The sequence below is a fragment of the Bradyrhizobium retamae genome (assembly GCF_001440415.1).
Classification (GTDB): Bacteria; Pseudomonadota; Alphaproteobacteria; order Rhizobiales; family Xanthobacteraceae; genus Bradyrhizobium; species Bradyrhizobium retamae.
This window is the reverse complement of the sequence record NZ_LLYA01000159.1, coordinates 133370-154605: the sequence shown is the minus strand read 5'-3', so window position 1 is coordinate 154605 and position 21236 is coordinate 133370. Positions and strand designations below refer to the sequence as shown.

Below are 21236 nucleotides of genomic sequence, written 5' to 3'. Positions count from 1 at the left end.
GCGTCGCCGCCCTCCTTGCTTTTTACGCCGCCCGTTGGCCGCTGCCGGCATCGAGCCCGGCATACACCCCGCGCTCAAACCCCGCAAAGGCCTCCAGGCATTTTGCATCGGCGAACGGCAACAACTGCATCAGGATGACGCCGGCGACGTCGCGCGCCGGGTCGATCCAGAAATAGGTGTTGGCGAGACCGGCCCAGGCCAGGCTGCCGGCGCTGCGCCCCTCGGCCGTCTGGGCGGTGGTGATGAGGAACGAGAGCCCCCACTTCTTGACGATGTCGGGATAGAGATCGACGTCGTTGGTGTAGATCGGCGCCACCGTCACCATCTTGCCCATCGTGAGATCGCCGATGTGGTTCTGGCTCATCAGCGCGACCGTCTCGGGCTTCAGCACCTCGTTGCCGTTGCCGCGGCCCTTGCTGAGGATCATCTGGGTGAACTTGATGTAGTCGGCCGCCGTGCCGTAGAGGCCGCCGCCGCCCATGTGGAATTCCGGCTCCTGTTCCAGCTCGAACGGGATCGGCGCCAGCGAGCCGTCCGCGCCGCGGGCATGCATGCCGACCAGCCGCTGGCGCATCGAGTCGGTGATCTTGAAAGCGGTGTCGTTCATGCCGAGCGGCGTGAACATGTGGTCGCGCAAATAGGCATCGAGCCGCTTGCCGCTCACCGCTTCCACCGCCTTGCCGACGAAATCGATATTGGTGCCGTATTCCCAGCGCGTGCCGGGCTCGCTCATGATCGGCGTCTTCAGCGCGGCGTTCTGGCAGGTGGTGATGGCCGGGGTTCCGGTCTTGTCGAGATACTGCGCGCACACCTCGCTCCACATGTTGTAAGCGAAGCCGGCGGTGTGGGTCATGAGATGACGCAGCGTAATCGGCTTCGTCGCGGGACGCAGCTTCGGCTCGCCATTGGCGTCGAAACCTTCCAGCACCTGCGGGCTGGCGAGGTCGGGCAGCACTTTTCCGATCGGCTCGTCGAGCGAGAGCTTGCCTTGCTCCACGAGCTGCATGCCGGCCGCGGTCGTAATCGCCTTGGTCATCGAGGCGATCCAGAACACGCTGTCGGCGGTAATGGCATCGTCCTTGGAAAGGTCGCGCTGGCCGAACGCGCCCTGGTAGATCACCTCACCCCCGGTAGCCGCCATCGCGACCACGCCGGGAATTTCCTTCGCCTCGCATTTCTGACGCAGAATCTGATCGATCTCGGCCTTGCCTCGCATGGGTCACCTCCCGTTTGTTTTTATGGAGTGGAACGATCTTCCTCCCGGCCGCGTGATCCCGCAAGCGCTCGGCGGATGCCGCCGCCGATGTCGCGATCTCGTGATAAGCAAGGAGGGTGGGCAGCAGGCGCGCCGGGCTGGCGGCACAAAACTGCAACACCTCGCCACAATTCGCGGTGGATGAAGAGCTCGGCCAGTGACCGCCTTGGGCAGCCACGATAACGTGATTCCGCGGCGATTCCCGGCGCCGATTTTCTGCAGTAAAGCGTTCAGATTCCAGCACAAACGATGCTGGTTGCAGCATTGATTTGATGAAAATCGTTGTAGTTTTGGAAATTGCGAGGGGCGCGATGATCTCGACCTGGAGTGAATGGAAGCGGTATCCCCGTCCCGGACGGGGCGAGAACATCGAGGCGCCGATTACCCCCGGGCTCTATGAAGTCCGCTACGCCGGCACCGGTGCGCTGCACTCCTTCGAGGCGGTCGACAACGTCGCCCAGGCGCTGGCGCAACTTGCGGTCGGCTCCAGATCCTGGTTCGGCCGCCGCGACACGGCCAAATTGCCCGATCTCGAGTACCGGACCTGCGCAGCCTCCTCGAAAGCCGACGCCAAGGCGGCCGCGCAGCGCATGATCGGCCGCCGCGAAACCTATATGAGCGGCGCGGCGTAACACGACCCCGTCACCCTCAAGATAGCTTGAAGCAGACCCGCGTTTGCGGCCGATGCATCGCCGCCGGTTCGGGCCTATACTCGGGCCAATCCTTCAAGAAAATCCGAGGAGTACGCCATGAACCCGCCCGTCGCCGCACGCGCTTCAAAAACCTCCACGCCCTCGCTGCATGACCGCCTGAAAGATTCCTCGCTGCTGCGCGACCGCTGCTACATCGACGGCGCCTGGGTCGGCACGCCGTCGCGCCCGGTCACCAATCCGGTCAACGGTGTCGAACTCGCAAAAGTCCCGGCGTTCAGCACGGCCGAAGCGACGCAAGCCGTCGAAGCCGCCGAGCGCGCATTCCCCGCCTGGGCCAAGCTCACCGCAAAACAGCGCTCCAACATTTTGCGAAAGTGGTTCGAGCTGATCGCGGCAAACCGCGAGGATCTCGCCCTGATCCTCACGTCAGAACAAGGCAAGCCGCTGGCGGAAGCGCTCGGCGAAGTCGATATCGGTGGCGCCTATGTCGAATTCTTCGCCGAAGAAGCCCGCCGCGTCTATGGCGAGACCATTCCGACCCAGCGGCCGGATGCACGTCTGCTCGCCATCAAGCAGCCGATCGGCGTCTGCGGCGCGATCACGCCGTGGAATTTCCCGTGCTCGATGATCACGCGGAAAGTCTCGCCGGCGCTGGCCGCCGGCTGCACCGTGGTGCTCAAGCCCGCCAATGAAACGCCGCTGACCGCGCTGGCGCTGGTCGCGCTCGCCGAAAAGGCCGGCGTGCCGAAGGGCGTGTTCAACATCCTCACTGGCAATTCGTCCGCGATCGGTAAGGTGCTGTGCGAGCATCCGGCCGTGCGCTTTATCGGTTTCACCGGCTCGACCGAGGTCGGAAAGATCCTCTACCAGCAGGCCGCCGTTGGCGTGAAGAAGCTCGGCCTCGAGCTCGGCGGCAACGCGCCGTTCGTGGTGTTCGATGACGCCGATATCGATGCCGCGGTCGAGGGCGCGATCATCTCGAAGTACCGCAACATGGGTCAGACCTGCGTCTGCGCCAACCGCATCTACGCTCAGGACAAAATCTACGACGCGTTCGTCGAGAAGCTTTCCAAGAAGGTCGCGGCGATGAAGATCGGCGACGGCACGGAGCAGGGCGTGGTGCAGGGTCCCCTGATCAACATGGACGCGGTGCTCAAGGTTGAGAAGCATATCGATGACGCCGTCAAAGGCGGCGCGAAGGTCGTCACCGGCGGCAAGCGCCATGCGCTCGGCGGCAGCTTCTTCGAGCCGACCGTGCTGTCGAATGTGAAGTCCGACGCGCTGGTCGCGCGTGAAGAGACCTTCGGGCCCTTGGCGCCGGTGTTCCGCTTCAAGGATGAGGCCGACGTGATCGCGATGTGCAATAACTCGCCGTTCGGCCTGGCATCGTACTTCTACGCGCGCGATCTCGGTCGCGTCTGGCGCGTCGCCGAAGCGTTGGAAGCCGGCATGGTCGGCGTCAACACCGGGCTGATCACGACGGAAGTGGCGCCGTTCGGCGGCGTCAAGGAATCGGGCTTGGGGCGCGAAGGCTCGCATCACGGCATGGAGGAATATGTCGAGATCAAATACGTGATGATGGCGGGGGTATAGCCCAAACTCTCTCGTCGTCCCTGCGTTCGCATGCGTTCGCAGGGACGACAGTTGCATCAATCGCTCGCGTCACTCGCAAACGCGCCGTGACGTCCCACGCCGGAAGCAAACTGCGTCGCGCCCGACAGCGTTTCGCCTGAGCCGATCACCTCCAGCCCGCCGCGCATTTCGTTGCTAATCGCTTCCTCCTCCGCAAGATCCCATTGCCGCAGCGCCGACAGCCGATCGGCGCGCAGGCATTTTTGTGGGAAGCGCGCGATCTCCCGCGCCAGCGCAATCGCCTGTGCGGCAGCCTCGCCGCGGCCAACCACGCGATTGGCGAGCCCCATCCGTAGCGCCTCCGGCGCGCCGACCGGCCGGCCGGTGAGGATCAAGTCGATGGCCTGCGAATGGCCGATCAGCCGCGGCAGCCGGATGGTTCCGAGATCGATCAATGGCACGCCGAAACGCCGGCAGAAGATGCCGAAGGTCGCGTCTTCCGCAACCACGCGCATGTCGGCCCATAGCGCAAGCTCCATGCCGCCGGCCACCGCAAAGCCTTCCACAGCCGCGATCACCGGTTTCGACAGCCGCAGCCGGCTCGGCCCCATCGGCGCAATCGAATCGTGGCCGCCGAGCTCGCGCCGCTTATTGGGATCACCCGCCGCCACCGCCTTGAGATCGGCGCCGGCGCAGAAATAGCCGCCGGTGCCGGTGAACACCGCAACCGACGCGCTCTCGTCGGCATCGAAAGCAAGAAACGCGTCGTAGAGTTTCCGCGCGGTCGCGCCATCGACGGCGTTGCGGCAATGCGGACGGTTGATGGAAACGATGGTCACCGGACCATCACGCTCGACGAGCACGGAATCGACTTCGGTCATTGAGGCGCTCCCTGGATGTTGTTTCCCGGAAGCTTGGCATCAGACGCGAGGGTGACGCAATCCCAAGGCCGTCAGCAATGACGCGGCTAGATATTCAACTCATCCCCCGTCACGCGCCGGTAGGCTTCGAGATAGCGCTTGCTCGTCGCCTCCACCACGCTGTCGGGCAGCGGAGGCGGCGGGGCGTCGCCGTTCCAGCGGCCGGCATGGCGCTCGGCGTCGAGATAGTCGCGCAGCGGCTGCTTGTCGAAGGAGGGCTGCGGCCGGCCGGGCCTGTAGACGTCGGCCGCCCAGAACCGCGAGCTATCCGGCGTCATCACCTCGTCGATCAGGATGATGCGGCCGTCCGCCGCGCGGCCGAATTCGAACTTGGTGTCGGCGATGATGATGCCCTGATGGCGGGCGATCCGCTCGCCGAAATTATAGACCGTGCGCGCCATGCTCTCGAGTTTTTCGGCGACGTCGCCGCCGACGATCTCGCGCATGCGCGCGATAGTGATGTTCTCGTCATGGCCGGTCTCGGCCTTGGTCGCCGGGCTGAAGATCGGCGGCTCGAGCTTGCCGCTTTCGAGCAGGCCTTCCGCCAGCTCCTCGCCCGCAAGCGTGCCGGAGGCCGCGTACTCCTTCCAGGCGGAGCCGGAGATATAGCCGCGGATCACGCATTCGACCGGAAACACGGTGGTGCGCCGGCACAGCATCGCGCGCCCGAGAATGTCGGCGCGATGGTCCTTCAGGCCAGGCACCTTGCGGATGATTTCGTCAGCGTCGGCGCTGATCATGTGATGCGGCACCACGCCTTCGAGCTGGCGGAACCACCACGCGCTGATCTGCGTCAACACCGCGCCCTTCATCGGGATGGTTTCCGCCATCACCACGTCAAAGGCGCTGATGCGATCGGTGGTCAGCAGCAGCACGCAGTCGCTGCCGACGGCGTAGATATCGCGCACCTTGCCGCGGCCGATCTGGGGCAGGGGCAATTCGCTGGCGAGCATCGCGTTCATCTGGTCAGGCTTTCGAACAGGCGGCCTCGTGCAAGCGCGAGGCGGCAAATGAGAAAGCGGAGCAATAGCTCACTCCGGCAGCGGAATGAACTCATGTTCTTGCGGAACGGCTGCAAACCGGCCGGTTTTCCAATCCTGTTTGGCCTGCTCGATCCGCTCCTTGCTTGAGGAAACGAAATTCCACCAGATGTGCCGCGGGCCTTCCAGCGCGTCGCCGCCGAGAAACATCATCCGCACCGGCGTGACCGCCTTTACCGTGATGCGGTCGCCGGGCCGGAAGATCAGGAGCCGCGGCCCCTCGTAGCGCTCGTTCGCAATCTCGACTTCGCCGTCGACGAGGTAGATCGCGCGCTCCTCATGGTCAGGGTCGAGCGGCACGCTGGTCCCGGCCTGCGCCGTCACTTCGGCGTAGAACCAGGGCGAGACCATGCTGACCGGCGATTTCACGCCAAAGCCGCTTCCCGCGATAATGCGCGAGGTGAACCCGCTTTCCTTCACGGTCGGCAGCGCTTCGGCCGCGTAATGCTGGAACGACGGCGCGATTTCTTCGGAGCCCGCCGGCAGCGCGATCCAGCTTTGCAGGCCGAGCATCTTCTGGCCATCGCGGCGCTGCACATCGGGCGTGCGCTCGGAATGCGCGATACCGCGGCCTGCCGTCATCAGGTTCATCGCGCCGGGCTGGATCTCCTGAATGTTGCCCTCGCTGTCGCGGTGCATGATCGAGCCGTCGAACAGATAGGTGACGGTGGCAAGTCCGATATGCGGATGCGGTCGAACGTCCATGCCGCGGCCTGCCATAAACTGCACCGGGCCGAAATGGTCGAAGAAGATGAACGGCCCGACCATCTGCCGCTTGCCATGCGGCAGCGCGCGTCGCACCGCAAATCCGTCGCCGAGATCGCGGGTGCGCGGCACGATGATGAGGTCGAGCGCGTCGCAGCTTTTGGGATCGCCGAGCACGGGATCGTTGGACGGTTGCCAGCTCATGGGGCACTCCTTGATGTTTGCGACGATTATAGCAGGAATCGCGGGATTGCGTTCAAATGCCTCCGCATGTCGTCGCGCTGCGAGCGCAGGGACCCATACCCCGAGTCCTATCGTTTGGCAGCAAAGGCGGATATCGTCTCCAACAATCGACAACGGTGGTTATGGGTCCTGCGTTCGCAGGGACGACGTAGGATAATGAACCAATGATCCCTCTGCTCAAGCCCGGCGCCAAGCTCCTGAAGGTCGATGGTCCCGTCATCGAGACCGCGCGCCTGGTCCTGCGGCCATGGCGCGGCGGCGACGTTGCTGCGAATACGGCGATGCTGTCTGATCCCGATACCGCGCGCTTCATCACGCCCGACGGCAAGGCGATCACGACCGAAATCGGCGGATGGCGCAACGCTGCGGTGATATCGGGGCATTGGGCGCTGCACGGTTTCGGCATGTTCGCCATCGAGGAAAAATCGAGCCGCCGCTATATCGGCCGCGTCGGGCCGTGGTGCCCGCCGGGCTGGCCGGGCTTTGAGGTCGGCTGGGGCATCGACCGCGAATACCGCGGCAAGGGCTACGCGGTGGAAGCGGCGCGGGCGTCGATCGACTGGGGTTCGCGACCTTCGAGATCGACGAGATCATTCATTGCATCGAAGCCATCAATGCACCGTCGCAAGCGGTTGCGCGGCGATTGGGAGCGAGGAGGGATGGCGAGGTCGATCTCTTCGGCAAGATCAATGAACGTTGGGTGACGTCGCGCGATCGCTGGAAGCGCTGATCGGCAGAAATTGAACCACGAAACGATTCAAGATTGACGGGCGGAGATAATCCGCGTGAACGGACCATCCGATGCTGCTATCCACCTTCGACATCGCCTTGCGTGGCGAGGGTCGGGGTGAGGGGCTCTCATCGCGAGCATAGAACGTGGGGAGACCTATACCCGCTTACCCGGCGCTACGCGCTGACCTCGCCGCGCAAGCGGGACGAGGCTGATCGGTGCATGCTGCGGCTACTGCCGCCCCAATTGCGTGGCCTTCTCGACGCGGTCGAACCGCTCCAGCGACAGGATCGCGTCGGCGAGCTGGTCGGCGCGGCCGTTCAGCACGGGGCGGGCGAGCGTGAGAAATTTTTGCTGCATCGCCTGCGCGTCGGGAAACGTATCCGGCTCGCCGGAGGGATCGGCGTAGAGCCGCTCATGGACGCCGTCGTCGGTGGTGATCGAGACGCGCGCACCGAAGGGATGGGTGCGGCCGATTTCCAGGCGATCGTCCTGCACCACGTCAAATTTATCCGCGAGCGCATTGACGGCGGCATCGCCGAGCCGCTCGTAATCGTCCCAACCAAAACGGCCCTGGTCGAGCGCCAGCGCGCCGGTGAAGAACATCGAGAATTGCCCGCCGACGATCGAGGTCGGATGCCGCTTGGTTGCGGCATCGCCGGTCAGCGTGATGCCGTTGCGGTGGAGGCCAATCTCGACACGCTTGATCTGGTCCGGCGTCAGATTGTGCTCCCTGCGCATCGCGATCAGCGCATCGAGCGCGGCATGGGTATAGCGGCAGCTTGGATAAGGCTTCACGCCGATCCGCAGCGTCTCGTAGGTCTTGCCGAGGCCGGCTGTCGCCTTGCCGGGATGAGCGTCGTCGCTGTAGCCGACGAGGAGGCCATGCTTGCCCTCGACCGACTCGGTCGAGCCGACAAAATTGTTGCGTGCCAGCGTGGCGGCGATGACGCCGTTCATCGCGGCGGCACCGACCTGATAGCGCTTGTTCCACGCGCCGTTGACCAGAAACTGCAGCGAGCCGGCGGCCTGGCTGCCAGAAACGCCGAAGGCTGAGATGATCTGATGCTTTGAGAGGCCGAACAGCTTCCCCGCCGCGGCTGCCGCGCCATAGGTTCCCGCCGTCGCGGTCGGATGAAAGCCGCGCGCATAATGCGAGGTCGGATCAAGCGCGTTGCCGAGCCGGCAGCACACTTCATAGCCGGCCACGATCGCGGTCAGCACGTCGCGCCCGGATGCGCCGACCATTTCGCCGACCGCAAACGCCGCCGGCACCACGGGTGCGCTCGGATGCAGCGAGGAGTCGGCATGCGTGTCGTCGAAATCGAGGGAATGGCCGAGCGCGCCGTTAAGCAGCGCGGCGACCGCGGGCGTCCAGGTCTTCGCATCGCCGAATACAGTGGCCTCGCCCTTGCCGTCCAGCGCCAGCGCTTCCAGCATCTTCAGCAGCGAGGGCGTGGATTCCGCATCGCGCCGCGCCCGGATCGTGCTGCCGAGGAAATCCAGCGTCAGCACCTTGGCGCGCTCCAGCACCTCAGGCGGAATATCCGCAAATTTCAGGTCGGCGACATAGGCTGCGAGCGTTTCGGTTTCGTGGGCCATCGTGTTTCCTCGTTCTGCCGGGCAGGGTAGGCGGGCCAACTTGACCTTTCAAGCCGCCTCCCGTCGCGGGCACCAGCCGTGCTTGACGTCGTCTAGCACAGGCGCGCTGTGCAGATCCGGAGTGCGGCGCATGATGGCCTTCGCAAAACGCATGCTTGGATCACTTCGCAGCCGCAATACGCAACTGGCGCTCGCGGTCAGGCTCGCCATCGCCGCGGCTTGCTCGCCAGTAGCCGGAAGCGCAACACCAGAAGCACGGCATAGACAGCGGTCCCGACCGAGAGCCCGCTCCAAACGCCGACGGCGCCCAGCGACGTCCAGAAGCCGAGCCAGTAGGCGCATGCGAACCCGATCAGCCAATAGCTGAGGATCGCGAACAATAGCGGCACGCGCGTGTCGTTCATGCCGCGCAACGAGCCGGCGGCAATCGTCTGGATGGCGTCGGCGATGAAGAAGGTCGATCCGACCAGCAGCAGCGTTGCCGAGAGCTCGGCCGTCGCGTCGGTGTTCTCGCCGAGAAAAATCTCCGCAATGCCGAAGCGGCTGATCACCACCGCGAGCGTCAGAATCGCCGCCAGTACGATGCCGAGCCAGGTTGCGACGTAGCCGGCACGCCGCACCGCGCCGGCGTCGCCGCGGCCGATGGCGTGTCCCACCCGCACGGTGGCGGCCATGCCGATGCCGAACGGCACCATGAACAGGATGGCGGCGACCTGCAGCGCGATCTGATGCGCCGCCAGCGCGGTGGTGCTGATGATGCCCATCAGCAGACCCGCGGCGCCGAACAGGCCGTATTCGAGCAGGAAGGAGAGCGAGATCGGCGCTCCGATCACAACGAGCTGCCGCATCAGCTTCCAGTCGACGCGCCAGAAATGGCCGAGTATCTGAAATTTTCGGAATGGGCGGCGCCGTGCTGCAAACCAGAGGCCCGCCAAGAATGTGCCAAAATTGACGATCGAGGTCGCCAATCCCGCGCCGAACAGGCCAAGCTGCGGCAGGCCGAAGGCGCCATACAGCAAGAGATAGACCAGTAGCGCATTGGCCGGGATCGCGGCGAGCGTGATCCACAGGATCGGCTCGGGTCGGTTGACCGCGCTCATGAAGCCGCGAATCGCCATGAACCACAGCGCGGGCAAGACGCTCCAGGTCAGGCCGAGCAGATATTCTTGCGCGAGGCGTGCAGCCGTCGGCGCCTGGCCCAGCCTCAACAGGATCGGCTCGCCGTAGAACGACAGCGCCATCATCGGCAGCGACATCAGGAATGCAGCCCACATGCCGACGCGGAGCGACCGCCGGATCAAATGCGGATTGCGTGCGCCAAATGCCTGCGCCGCCAGGGGTGCTACGGCAGATACCAGTCCCATGCCGAAGGTGAAGCTGACAAAGAAGACGGTATGCGCCAGCGCGGCCGCAGCCATGGCCTCGCTGCCGAGACGGCCGATCAGGGCAATGTCGGTCGTCATCATCGCGATCTGCCCGAGTTGGGTCAGCGCGATCGGCACCGCGAGTTTGAGCGTCTCGGCAAACTCAATCGCGAGGTGACGGCCGGGCACGGCCGCAGAGGCGGGCGGCGCAATCGCTGCGCGTTCAATTTTATCGAGCGAAGTCATTGCAACAGACTAACACCGGCGAAGGTCGAAAAAGTGACGCCGGCGTCCGCAGCCCAGAGTGTTTTCCAGCGAAAGCTTGCCCCGGACTTGATCCGGGGTGGACACCGGTTCGCGTCAAGAAAACGCGTCAAAACAAGAATCTAGAGCTCGGTTCTGATTCAATCAGAACCGAAAGGCTCTAATGGCCGTCGCGTGCCGGAACTCGGGTAATCCGCGCGCCCAGCGCGTTGAGCCGTTGCTCGATGCGCTCGTAGCCGCGCTCGATCTGGTCGGCGTTGTTGATCGTTGATGTGCCTTCGGCCGCGACCGCTGCCAGCAGCATCGCCATGCCGGCGCGGATGTCGGGCGAAGTCATCGGCGCGCCGCGCAGCCGGCTCGGGCCGGCCACGATCGCGCGATGCGGGTCGCACAGCACGATGCGGGCGCCCATCGAGATCAGCTTGTCGACGAAGAACATCCGCGACTCGAACATCTTTTCGAACATCAGGATGACGCCGTCGCATTGCGTCGCGGTCACGATCGCAATCGACATCAGGTCGGCCGGGAAGGCCGGCCACGGCTGGTCCTCGAGTTTCGGCACATGGCCGCCGAAATCGTCATGGATCTTCATGGTTTGCCCCGAGGGCACCACGAGATCGTCACCCTCGACGCCGCAGACGATGCCGAGCCGTTCAAATCCCATCCGGATGGAGCGCAGATGCTCGACGCCGGCCTTGGCGATGCGCAGCGGCGAGCGCGTCACCGCGGCAAGTCCGATCAGCGAGCCGACTTCGATATGGTCGGGCTGGATCGAATAGCTTGCGCCGCCAAGCGTCGCCGGGCCGTGCACGATGATGGTGTTGGTGCCGATGCCCTCGATCTTGGCGCCGAGCGCGACCAGGAAGTGCGCGAGGTCCTGCACATGCGGCTCGGAGGCCGCGTTGCGCAAGAATGTGGTGCCGTGAGCGGCGACCGCTGCGACCAGCGCGTTCTCGGTGGCCGTAACGCTCGGCTCGTCGAGAAAGACGTCGGCACCCACGAGGCGGGAGGCGCGGAATTCCAGCCGGTGGGTGGCGGTGACGGTGGCACCTAACTGCTCGAAGGCGAGAAAATGCGTATCGAGACGACGGCGTCCGATGACGTCGCCGCCGGGCGGCGGCAGCGCCACCTCGCCGCAGCGGGCCAATAGCGGCCCGGCCAGCAGGATCGAGGCGCGGATCCGCGCGCAGAGTTCAGGATCGAGATCGGCGGCGCGGACCTCCTTGGCGTGGATCGCAAGCGTATTGCGCGCCTGCCACTCGGCGGAAGCGCCGACCGAGCGGATCAATTCGACCAGCGTTTCGGTGTCGCGGATCCGCGGCACGTTTTCCAGCGTGACCGGATGCTCGGTGAGCAGGGCGGCCGCGATAACCGGCAGCGCAGAATTCTTGTTGCCGGATGGCTCGATTGTTCCCGCCAGCCGGTGGCCGCCTTCAACGATGTACTGAATGGGCGGCATGGGCGGGCGCGTCCTGCCTCACACGTCAACGTTGGCGCTGAGCGAATTATCCTGGATGAATTCGCGGCGCGGTTCGACGACGTCACCCATCAGCTTGGTGAAGATGTCGTCGGCCTCGTCGACCTCCTTGATCTTCACCTGCAGCAGCGAACGTTCGTTGGTATCGAGCGTGGTTTCCCAGAGTTGCTCAGGATTCATCTCGCCGAGGCCTTTATAACGCTGCAACGCGACGCCCTTGCGGCCGGCGTCGGTCACCGCCTCGAACAGGCTGACCGGACCGTGGATGGCGGTCTCGGCATCCCTGCGGCGCAATATGCCGGGCTTCGGATAGGCCTCCTGAAGTTTGGCGGCGTAGTCGTCGAGTTTGCGGGCGTCGGCGGAGCCGAGCAGGGCGTCGTCGATGATGGCGACATCCTTGACGCCGCGGATCGTGCGCTCGAAGAAGAAGCCTTCGCCTTCGGCGAAACGGCCGCTCCAGCCGCGCTCGACCTCATCGGCCAGCGCATCGAGACGCTTGGCGATATAGTCGGCGGCGGCATTGGCGGTCGCGATGTCGCCGGTGATCTTCGGGTTGAGCACGCCCGCGATCGCGGCTTGCTCGACCACCTTGCGGTTATAGCGACTGTGCAGATTGTTCAGGATGCCGCGGATGACGCGCGCGTCTTCCACCAGCGACAGCAGGTCTCGGCCGCCACGTTCCGAACCCGACGCCGGCTTGAACACGCAGTCATCGAGGCCGGTCGCGATCAGATAATCTTCCAGCGCGCGCTCGTCCTTCAGGTACTGCTCGGATTTGCCGCGCGTCACCTTGTAGAGCGGCGGCTGCGCGATATAGAGGTGGCCGCGGTCGATCAATTCACGCATCTGCCGGTAGAAGAATGTCAAGAGCAGCGTGCGGATGTGGGCGCCGTCGACGTCGGCGTCCGTCATCACGATGATCTTGTGATAGCGCAGCTTGTCGGCGGAGAAGTCGTCGCTGATGCCGGTGCCGAGCGCGGTGATCAGCGTGCCGATCTGCTCGCTCGACAGCATCTTGTCGGTGCGGACGCGCTCGACATTGAGGATCTTGCCGCGCAGCGGTAGCACCGCCTGGAATTCGCGGTTGCGGCCCTGCTTGGCGCTGCCCCCGGCCGAGTCGCCCTCGACGATGAACAGTTCGGACTTGGCTGGATCCTTCTCCTGGCAGTCGGCGAGCTTGCCGGGCAGCGAGGAAACGCTGAGCGGGCTCTTGCGCGTCAGTTCGCGCGCTTTGCGGGCGGCTTCGCGCGCGGCCGCCGCCTGGATCACCTTGCCGACGATGACCTTGGCCTCAGACGGGTGCTCCTCGAACCACGCCGCCAGCGCCTCGTTGATTACGTTCTCGACCACCGGGCGCACTTCCGAGGACACCAGCTTGTCCTTGGTCTGCGACGAAAACTTCGGGTCCGGCACCTTCACCGACAGCACGGCGGTGAGGCCTTCGCGGCAATCGTCGCCGGTCAGAGCGATCTTTTCCTTCTTCGCGTTGGCGTCGGCATAGCCGTTGACCTGGCGTGTCAGCGCGCCGCGGAAACCGGCGAGATGGGTGCCGCCGTCACGCTGCGGGATGTTGTTGGTGAAGCACAACACGTTCTCATGGTAGCTGTCGTTCCACCACAGCGCCGCCTCGACGCCGATGCCGTTGGATTCCGACCGTACCATGATCGGGACAGGCACGATCGCCTTCTTGTTGCGGTCGAGATATTTGACGAACTCCTCAACGCCACCGTCGTAGCGCATCTCCTCGCGCTTCTCGACCGCGTGACGCATGTCGGAGAGGATGATGTGAACGCCGGAGTTGAGGAAGGCGAGCTCGCGCAGCCTGTGCTCCAGCGTCGCGAAATCATACTCGATGTTCTTGAAGGTCTCGCCCGAGGCGAGAAAGGTCACCTCGGTGCCGCGCTTGCCTTCGGCCTCGCCGACCACCTTCAAAGGTGCCAGCGTGTCGCCGTGGGCGAACTCGACGAAATGCTCCTTGTCGTCGCGCCAGACCCTGAGCTTCAGCGAGCTCGACAGCGCGTTGACGACGGAGACGCCGACGCCGTGCAGGCCGCCGGAAACCTTGTAGGAGTTCTGGTCGAACTTACCGCCGGCGTGAAGCTGGGTCATGATGACCTCGGCGGCCGAGATGCCTTCGCCCTTGTGGATGTCGACCGGAATGCCGCGGCCGTCGTCGCGCACGGTTACGGAATTGTCCGCATTGAGGATCACGTCGACACGCGTGGCATGCCCCGCGAGCGCCTCGTCGATGGCGTTGTCGACGACCTCGTAGACCATGTGGTGCAGGCCGGAACCGTCATCGGTGTCGCCGATATACATGCCCGGCCGCTTGCGAACGGCATCGAGGCCCTTCAACACCCGGATCGATTCCGCACCATACTCAACGGGAATGGGATGCTCAGTGTCGGCAGGGGTCCGCCGGGCAGGTTCTGTCATGTGAGGCCTTCGAGGGTGTCCCGAATCAGCTGCGCAATATGAGGCGCTGATTGATCTATTTGTGCCATGAAACGGGCACCGCGCCTAGCGCAAACTCTCCGTATGCAAGTTATTGAATAAATGATGGTTTTTTACACTTTTTCAAGGTCTCCAAGGACCGATTCTGGTGGCCCCGAAAAGCGCGATTCGAGGGCTGCTTCTGTGCCCTCGATCGCCGGATTCGTGGACGCCGCGCGATGGGAAATGGCAGTCTGCTGCGGACCTGCTAGAGAAGGCGGCGCGGCAGCTTGTAGTCGTTGTCCGCCGTCCACAGCGATCCCGGGCTAGCCCTCCAATTGACCTCGCCTTCCCCAAAATATCGGCCGGATGTCGACGGCCTCCGGGCCATCGCCGTGATGCTGGTCCTGAATTTCCATGCGTTCCCGGACGCCATGCCGGGCGGCTTCATCGGCGTCGACGTGTTCTTCGTGATCTCGGGCTTCCTGATCACGGGAATCGTCGCGCGCGAACTGGAACTCGGTCGCTTCAGTCTGATCGAATTCTACAACCGGCGGATCCGGCGCATCTTCCCGGCACTGATCGTGGTGCTCTCTGCGACATTGGTGATGGGCTGGTTCTGGATGCTGCCGTCAGCCTTCGCGCAGCTTGGCGGCGACAGTTTCGCCAGCGCAGCGTTTTTGGCCAATATCGCGCTGTTGCTGCAGTCCGGGTATTTCGACGTCGAATCCGCCAAGAAGCCGCTGCTGCACCTGTGGTCGCTCGGCATCGAGGAGCAGTTTTATCTGTTCTGGCCGCTGCTGCTGATGCTCGCAGCCCGGCTGCGGATGAGCATCATGGCGATGGCCGTGGTGCTCGGCATCGGGTCTTTCCTGCTCAACGTCGCGCTGATCGGCTCGAATCCCGTTGCGACCTTCTATCTGCCGTTTACGCGCGCCTTCGAATTGCTCACCGGGGCGGCGTTGGCGTACGGCTGGAACAGGGTCGGCCACAGCGTCAAAGCGAGTGATAGGCGCGCCTGGATCGGCGTGGCGCTGATCGCGGCGGCGGCCGTGATCCTCGACAGCCATCGCGCCTTTCCGGGCTGGTGGGCGGTGTTGCCGGTCGCAGGCACCGCACTTCTGCTGTCATCGCCTGCGGCCTGGGTGAACCGCGCCTTACTTGCAAGCCCGCCAATGGTGTGGATCGGGCTGATCAGCTACCCGCTCTATCTCTGGCACTGGCCGCTATTGGTGTTCGGCGGGATGATCAAATTCGGTCCGCTGACCTTGCCGGAACGCGAATTGATATTGCTTGCGAGCGCGCTGCTGGCCTGGGCGACTCACCGGTTTGTCGAGATGCCGATCCGGTTCGGCGTCCCAAGCCGGCGCAAGATGCTCGGGCTTGGGGCAGCCATGGCGATGATCGCGGTCGCAGGTGGCGCGGTCGTCTGGGGGCGCGGCTTCGACTTCCGGCTGCCGCCGGAAATCCGCGCGATGGCCAATGTGACGACCGAGAGCTTCAAGTGGCGGTTTCGCGAATGCCTGCTCGATCTCAGCCGCGAAATGACGTTTGCCGACACCTGCGTCGAGCGCGATCGGCGTCCGCTGGTTCTGATATGGGGCGATTCGACCGCCGGCGCGCTGCTACCGGGCCTGCGCAAAGCGCAGGAGGAGCGAGGCTTCGGCATTGCGCAGCTCACCTCCAGTTCCTGCATTCCGGCGCTGAACGCAGATATTGCGAGGATGCCCAATTGCCGGGCGATGAATGACAAGGTCTTGTCGCTGGTTCGGCAGATCAAGCCCGACGTCGTATTGCTGCACGGAACCTGGGAAAAGCATCTCGACAATGTGGCCGAGACGGTGGCCGCGCTGAAGAGGGAGACAAATGCCCGCGTCGTTGTTCTGGGTGGGGTGCCGATGTGGCGGCGCGGGCTTCCGTCCGAAGTGCTCCGATATTTCATGCTCCATCGCACGCTGATCCCGCAGCGTTCGCCCAACGGCATCCCGCCCACCGCCTACGATGCCATCATGCGCGGCAGGCTCGAGCCGCTCGGAGCGGAATTCATCTCGGCGTCGGACGTCCTTTGCAACGCGCAGGGTTGCCTGACGCGCATTGGCGATGCAGCAGGCGACCTCACCGCGAGCGATCAGGTACACCTGACCGAGAGGGGATCGATATTCCTGATCGAGGCGATCATCGACCGCTTGCTCGGCAGCGAGGCGTCTGCGAGCAAGCCGCGATAGCGCGCTCAGTACATCTGCAGCGGCAGCACGTCGCCGCCGAGCCCGATCATCACGCCCCAGGTGTCGCCGGCCCCGATCTTGATCTGGTTATTGCGCGCCGGCCCGCCCGCGATTTTCAGCGCATACTGGTATTTGCCCGGCAGCAGATCGATCATTGGCGGCCTTGCCGATTGCGGTCCGCCGGCGCCGGCGGCGATCTTGATCGTCTGCTTGTTGATCGAAACTGTGGCGTCGTGCTTGCCGATATTGCCGAATATCAGCTTTGATTGGCCCGGCTTCGGCACGACGTCGGCCTTGGCGGCAGCCGCCGGATATTTTTGTGCGAGATTGACCGTAATCTCGCCGTTCCTGCGGCCGAGCTTCAGGGTGGCCGGACCATCGGGAGAGGTGAACGCCAGTTGCGCCTGGTCCGGCTTCACAATGGCACCTTCGGTCTCTTGCCAGCCGCGCTTGCCGAGTTCGCTACGATAGAAGGCGAGCACCGTGTTGAGTTCGGCTGGGATACTGGCCTCCAGCTCCCTGCGGAACGGGACATCGCTGCCGGGCATTTTGCCGGTACCCATCGAAGTCATGGTGCGCTGCTTCGGCACCGGCAAGGCGGAATTAGGATCGGGATCGAGCGCTTCTGCCACGGCCTTGCCGGACGAGCCGCCCGGCGTCTTCGCGCCTTCCGATGCGACGTTTGCCATCACGAGCGCCGATCCGTTGGCGCTGACGCGGACCTTGGGGCCCATCTGTATGACGGTCAGCGACAGCGCCTTGCGGCCTTTGGAAAATTCCATCAGCGCCATATTGGGTTGGTTGATGACAGAGGGCTTCTCCTTCCAGCCCTGCGGCTGCAGGGAGCTGCGATAAAAGGCTGCGACCGCCTTCACGCTGGAAGCGGAATTGAACTCGAGCCTGCCGTCGGCGCCGTCGAATTTCACGTTCACCGCATTCTCCGGCAAGGGCACCGGTGTCGAACTGTCGGCAAGCGCACGCAGCGGCGCATCCGACAGATTGGCGGCTTGCGCAACCCGCCGCGCCTCGTCGGCGGCGATCACCTGCTTCGCCATAGCAGCGGCGTCCTTCATGAACTTCTCGTCGGCTTCCTTCTTCGCCCTCGCACGTGCGGCTATCGCCGCTTCCGTCATCTGCGTGACGAAACTGACGACGGTCAGGTCGTACTTGCGCCCGAGCGTCAGCGTTGCAGTCTGCTCGGCGGAGGAGAAATTCAGCGTGACGTTGTCAGGCGTAACGACCGCGCCCTTCGCCTCTTCGCTCCAGTTACGGTTTGCGAGTTCGCGGCGATAGAAGGCAAGCGTTGCGGGAAGCTCGGCGATGACCGCGACCTCAAGCTGGCGGCGGACGGAATCGGGACCGCCTAAGCTCTTCGCGGTTTTGGTCGGCTTCGGCTTGGGCAGGCCCGCCATTTCGGAATCGGCTTCCAGTGTCTGGGGTAGTGCGAACGGCGCAACCCGGATCTCAACCCCGGTCCGGCCGTCGCTCCGCCGCTGCAGCGTCAGCATGATCGGACGTTGCCGATAGAAACCGTCGGCATCATCATGGGTGTAGTAGGCGCGGATGCCGTTCTCGATGGTCTCGCTGAACTCCGCGTTTGGCCATCGCGCCGCGGCATCGGCGGCGGTCAGCTGTTTCCAGCCGATCGCAGCCATCTCCTTGCGGAAGAAATCGAGCGTCGCGTCGACGGCGGCAGGCGCGATGCAGCCGAGATAGGGCCGGTGCTGGTCAAACACGATGCCGGTGGCCTCGGGCGGGAATGGTACGTTCGAGGTGATCCGGTCAGAGTTGTAGTGCACGACGGATTGATCGGGATGGCCGAGGCCCTGGGTGAAACGTACGCTCAGCCCTTGCCGGGCTTTCTTGAAAGTGAGGATGGTGCTCTTCTCGTCCAGCGGCCGCAAAAACTGCAACCAGTCGTCGTCAGCGAGCAGTTTTTTGGTGGCTTCGGTCGTGATCGCGACGGCGGTGCCAACGCTGTAGCTGAGGCCATAGGACTGGATACGAGATGTATCTTCGACGGCGCCTTCCAGGCGCGGCAGCGTGCGGACGTCGACGATGCCGCTGTCGGCTCTGGCTGTAAGCGGCGCCGCGGCGGCGATCGCGAAGATCAGCGGCAACAGGTGTCTTCGGGCCGGGATGATCCGGCGCTTGGTGTTGGGCATTTTCATCTCCGGTACTGATTGGCCATTTTCGGCCGCGCGGCCACGAGGGCTGCGCCGTGGTCACGCCGCTTCCGAACGCTAGTCGTTGCGATGCAGGATTTGGTTCAAGCAAGGCCGGTTCGCAGGCCTCAGGCGCGGCGGCTCACCTGGCCAGACTCGACATCAAAAATCTCGCCGGCCGCGCCGATATCGACGAAAGCCGCCGGATCTGCGCCGGTCATCCAGACCTGCGCGCCGAGCTTTGCGAGTTCATCGAACAGCGCCTTGCGTCTGACGGGATCAAGATGCGCGACGACTTCGTCGAGCAGCAGCAGCGGCACGATCCCGGTCATCTCGGCGACCAGCGTGGCATGGGCCAGCACCAGTCCGATCAGCAGCGCCTTCTGCTCGCCGGTGGAGGCGTCGCGCGCCGGTATGTTTTTTGGCGCGTAGATCACCTGCAAGTCCGTGAGATGGGGGCCGTCCAGCGTGCGGCCGGCGGCGGCGTCGCGGGCGCGGCCGGCGCGCAGCATCTCGCGGTAGCGATCTTCCACGGCGGTTGCGGATTCATTGACCAGCGCATTCTCCATCCAGCCGTCGAGCATGATCTGCGCCGACGGAAAGGCCGAAGCCGCGCCGCGTTCACGCAGCATCGCCGCCAGTCTCGTCACCGTCTGGCCGCGCGTGGCGGCAACCGCAACCGCCAGTTCGGCAGTTTCGCGCTCGATCGCGTCACACCAATGGTCATCATAATTGCGCACTTCGAGCAGACGGTTGCGCGAACGCAGCGAGCGCTCCAGCGCGGAAACGCGGCTGGAATGCTCGCTGTCGATCGCCAGCACCAGGCGGTCGAAGAAGCGCCGGCGCTCCGAGGCAGCGCCAAGGAACAGGCCGTCCATCGCCGGCGTCAGCCACACCATGCGCAAATGATCGCCAAACGCGGCCGCCGAACCCACCGGCTCGCGGTCGATCCGGCAGCGCCGGCTGGAGGCGGCGTCCGCGGCCGGCGCATCGATGCCGGTGCCGAGCGTAGCCAGGCCAAGCGCGCCCTCGACCTCGGCCGACACCGCCCAGGAGCCGTCGCCCTGATTGTCGGCGACATCCTCCAGCGTCGCGCGCCGCAGGCCGCGTCCCGGCGACAGAAACGAGATCGCCTCCAGGCAATTGGTCTTGCCAGCGCCATTCGGCCCCACCAGCACCACCATATCGCCGCGCACCTGCACGCTCGCCGCGCGATAATTGCGGAAGTGTGTGAGCGACAGGCGATGGATGCGGGAGGGGGTCATCATTATCCTTCGTCATGCCCGGGCTTGTCCCGGGCATCCACGTCCTTGCTGGTCGCAAGACGTGGATGGCCGGGACAAGCCCGGCCATGACGCAATCTAGTGACTGTGCGAGCGAACAGAAAGCGCCTTAAACCCGCATCGGCATCAGCACGTAAAGTGCGCCCTTATTGTCCTTGTCCTGCACCAGGGTCGGCGAGCCGGGGTCGGCGAGGCGGAGCACGGCGACTTCGCCTTCGATCTGGGCGGCGATGTCGAGCAGGTAGCGCGAGTTGAAGCCAATATCGAGCGCATCGGAGGCGTATTCGACTTCGAGCTCTTCGGTGGCGCTGCCGGAATCCGGATTGGTCACCGACAGCACGAGTTTGCCGGCGGACAGCGCCAGCTTTACGGCGCGGCCGCGCTCGCTCGAAATGGTCGACACGCGATCTACCGCCGCCTCGAAATCCTTCTTGTCGACGATAAGTTCCTTTTCGTTGTTCTGCGGGATGACGCGGCCATAATCCGGGAAGGTTCCATCGATCAGCTTCGAGGTCAGCACGACATTGCCGAGGGTGAAGCGGATTTTGCCCTGCGACAGTTCGATTTTGACTTCGGCTTCACTGTCCTCGATCAGCCGCAGCACTTCGCCCACCGTCTTACGCGGCACGATCACGCCGGGCATGCCGGTGGCGCCGGAGGGCAGCGCCAGATCGACCTGCGCCAGCCGATGTCCGTCGGTCGCAACCCCGCGCAGCGTCGCGGCCTTGGCGCTGCCGGCCGTGTGCAGGTAGATGCCGTTGAGGTAATAGCGGGTCTCTTCGGTCGAGATCGCAAACTGCGTACGGTCGATCAGGCGCTTGACGTCGGCAGCCGTGAGCGAGAACGAATGCGTCATGTCGCCGGCGGTGAGATCGGGGAAATCGCTTTCGGGCAGGGTCTGCAGGGTGAAGCGCGAGCGGCCGGCGCGGATGGCCATTACCGAGCGGTCGCCGTCGGCCTCCAGCACGATCTGCGCGCCGTCGGGCAGTTTGCGGACGATGTCATAGAACATATGTGCCGGCACGGTGGTGGAGCCGGCGGTTCCGGTCTCCGCCGCCAGCGTTTCGGTCACCTCGAGATCGAGGTCCGTCGCCTTCAGCGACAGCCTGGCGTTTTCGGCGCGGACCAGCACGTTGCCGAGGATCGGGATGGTGTTGCGGCGCTCGACCACGCGATGGACGTGACCCAGCGATTTCAGCAGTTGCGCGCGTTCGACGGTGACCTTCATTGCAATATCCGCCAGAGATGGAAAAGCCGGGCGGCCCGTCAAGGCAGCGCCGCGGCATTGGAAACCCGAAAAGCCGG

The 21236-nt window shown here is 64.4% G+C and carries 15 protein-coding genes; 4 read left to right on the top strand and 11 right to left on the bottom strand.

Annotation, left to right across the window (positions count from 1 at the left end; translation table 11 throughout):
* Positions 1 to 22 precede the first annotated feature (22 nt).
* Positions 23 to 1216 (bottom strand): serine hydrolase domain-containing protein, encoded by a 1194-nt coding sequence (locus CQ13_RS20855; RefSeq protein WP_057844706.1) that lies wholly within the window; start codon positions 1214 to 1216, stop codon positions 23 to 25.
* Positions 1217 to 1566: 350 nt separating this feature from the next.
* Here CQ13_RS20855 and CQ13_RS20850 point away from each other — a divergent pair, with 350 nt between their 5' ends.
* Together CQ13_RS20850 and CQ13_RS20845 are read left to right on the top strand one after the other, a co-directional pair.
* The gene (locus CQ13_RS20850; protein ID WP_057844869.1) at positions 1567 to 1887 is read left to right on the top strand and encodes a hypothetical protein; all 321 of its coding nucleotides are present in this window, start codon (positions 1567 to 1569) and stop codon (positions 1885 to 1887) included.
* A 117-nt stretch (positions 1888 to 2004) separates the two neighbouring features.
* Positions 2005 to 3501, top strand: coding sequence for an NAD-dependent succinate-semialdehyde dehydrogenase (locus CQ13_RS20845; RefSeq protein ID WP_057844705.1), 1497 nt, complete (start codon positions 2005 to 2007; stop codon positions 3499 to 3501).
* A gap of 56 nt (positions 3502 to 3557) precedes the next feature.
* Here the strand turns inward: CQ13_RS20845 and CQ13_RS20840 are convergent, their stop codons facing one another.
* From CQ13_RS20840 to CQ13_RS20830, 3 genes are all read right to left on the bottom strand, one after another.
* The gene (locus tag CQ13_RS20840) at positions 3558 to 4361 is read right to left on the bottom strand and encodes a crotonase/enoyl-CoA hydratase family protein (RefSeq protein WP_057844704.1); all 804 of its coding nucleotides are present in this window, start codon (positions 4359 to 4361) and stop codon (positions 3558 to 3560) included.
* A gap of 86 nt (positions 4362 to 4447) precedes the next feature.
* Complete coding sequence (locus tag CQ13_RS20835; protein WP_057844703.1) at positions 4448 to 5362, bottom strand: phosphoribosylaminoimidazolesuccinocarboxamide synthase; 915 nt, start codon at positions 5360 to 5362, stop codon at positions 4448 to 4450.
* A 69-nt stretch (positions 5363 to 5431) separates the two neighbouring features.
* Positions 5432 to 6349: a pirin family protein gene (locus CQ13_RS20830; protein ID WP_057844702.1), complete on the bottom strand. Its 918-nt coding sequence runs from the start codon at positions 6347 to 6349 to the stop codon at positions 5432 to 5434.
* 203 nt (positions 6350 to 6552) lie between these two features.
* Here CQ13_RS20830 and CQ13_RS20825 point away from each other — a divergent pair, with 203 nt between their 5' ends.
* Positions 6553 to 7092: a GNAT family N-acetyltransferase gene (locus tag CQ13_RS20825; RefSeq protein WP_245309249.1), complete on the top strand. Its 540-nt coding sequence runs from the start codon at positions 6553 to 6555 to the stop codon at positions 7090 to 7092.
* Between the two features lie 257 nt (positions 7093 to 7349).
* Here the strand turns inward: CQ13_RS20825 and CQ13_RS20820 are convergent, their stop codons facing one another.
* From CQ13_RS20820 to gyrB, 4 genes are all read right to left on the bottom strand, one after another.
* Positions 7350 to 8720 carry an MmgE/PrpD family protein gene (locus tag CQ13_RS20820; RefSeq protein ID WP_057844701.1) on the bottom strand — a complete coding sequence of 457 codons (1371 nt, stop codon included), beginning with the start codon at positions 8718 to 8720 and terminating at the stop codon, positions 7350 to 7352.
* Between the two features lie 197 nt (positions 8721 to 8917).
* Positions 8918 to 10330 (bottom strand): MATE family efflux transporter, encoded by a 1413-nt coding sequence (locus CQ13_RS20815; RefSeq protein ID WP_057844700.1) that lies wholly within the window; start codon positions 10328 to 10330, stop codon positions 8918 to 8920.
* A 178-nt stretch (positions 10331 to 10508) separates the two neighbouring features.
* Complete coding sequence (gene murA / locus CQ13_RS20810) at positions 10509 to 11807, bottom strand: UDP-N-acetylglucosamine 1-carboxyvinyltransferase (RefSeq protein WP_057844699.1); 1299 nt, start codon at positions 11805 to 11807, stop codon at positions 10509 to 10511.
* An 18-nt stretch (positions 11808 to 11825) separates the two neighbouring features.
* Entirely contained in the window at positions 11826 to 14261 is a 2436-nt protein-coding gene (gyrB, locus tag CQ13_RS20805) for a DNA topoisomerase (ATP-hydrolyzing) subunit B (RefSeq protein WP_057844698.1), read from the bottom strand.
* A gap of 335 nt (positions 14262 to 14596) precedes the next feature.
* Between gyrB and CQ13_RS20800 the strand changes: the two genes are divergently transcribed.
* Positions 14597 to 16483: an acyltransferase family protein gene (locus tag CQ13_RS20800; protein WP_057844697.1), complete on the top strand. Its 1887-nt coding sequence runs from the start codon at positions 14597 to 14599 to the stop codon at positions 16481 to 16483.
* A gap of 5 nt (positions 16484 to 16488) precedes the next feature.
* Here CQ13_RS20800 and CQ13_RS20795 read toward each other — a convergent pair whose 3' ends face one another.
* The 3 genes from CQ13_RS20795 to dnaN form a co-directional block, all read right to left on the bottom strand.
* The gene (locus CQ13_RS20795) at positions 16489 to 18654 is read right to left on the bottom strand and encodes a hypothetical protein (protein ID WP_156433782.1); all 2166 of its coding nucleotides are present in this window, start codon (positions 18652 to 18654) and stop codon (positions 16489 to 16491) included.
* A 122-nt stretch (positions 18655 to 18776) separates the two neighbouring features.
* Positions 18777 to 19913 carry a DNA replication/repair protein RecF gene (gene recF / locus CQ13_RS20790; protein WP_057844867.1) on the bottom strand — a complete coding sequence of 379 codons (1137 nt, stop codon included), beginning with the start codon at positions 19911 to 19913 and terminating at the stop codon, positions 18777 to 18779.
* A 127-nt stretch (positions 19914 to 20040) separates the two neighbouring features.
* Positions 20041 to 21159 (bottom strand): DNA polymerase III subunit beta, encoded by a 1119-nt coding sequence (dnaN, locus tag CQ13_RS20785; protein ID WP_057844696.1) that lies wholly within the window; start codon positions 21157 to 21159, stop codon positions 20041 to 20043.
* Positions 21160 to 21236 lie beyond the last annotated feature (77 nt).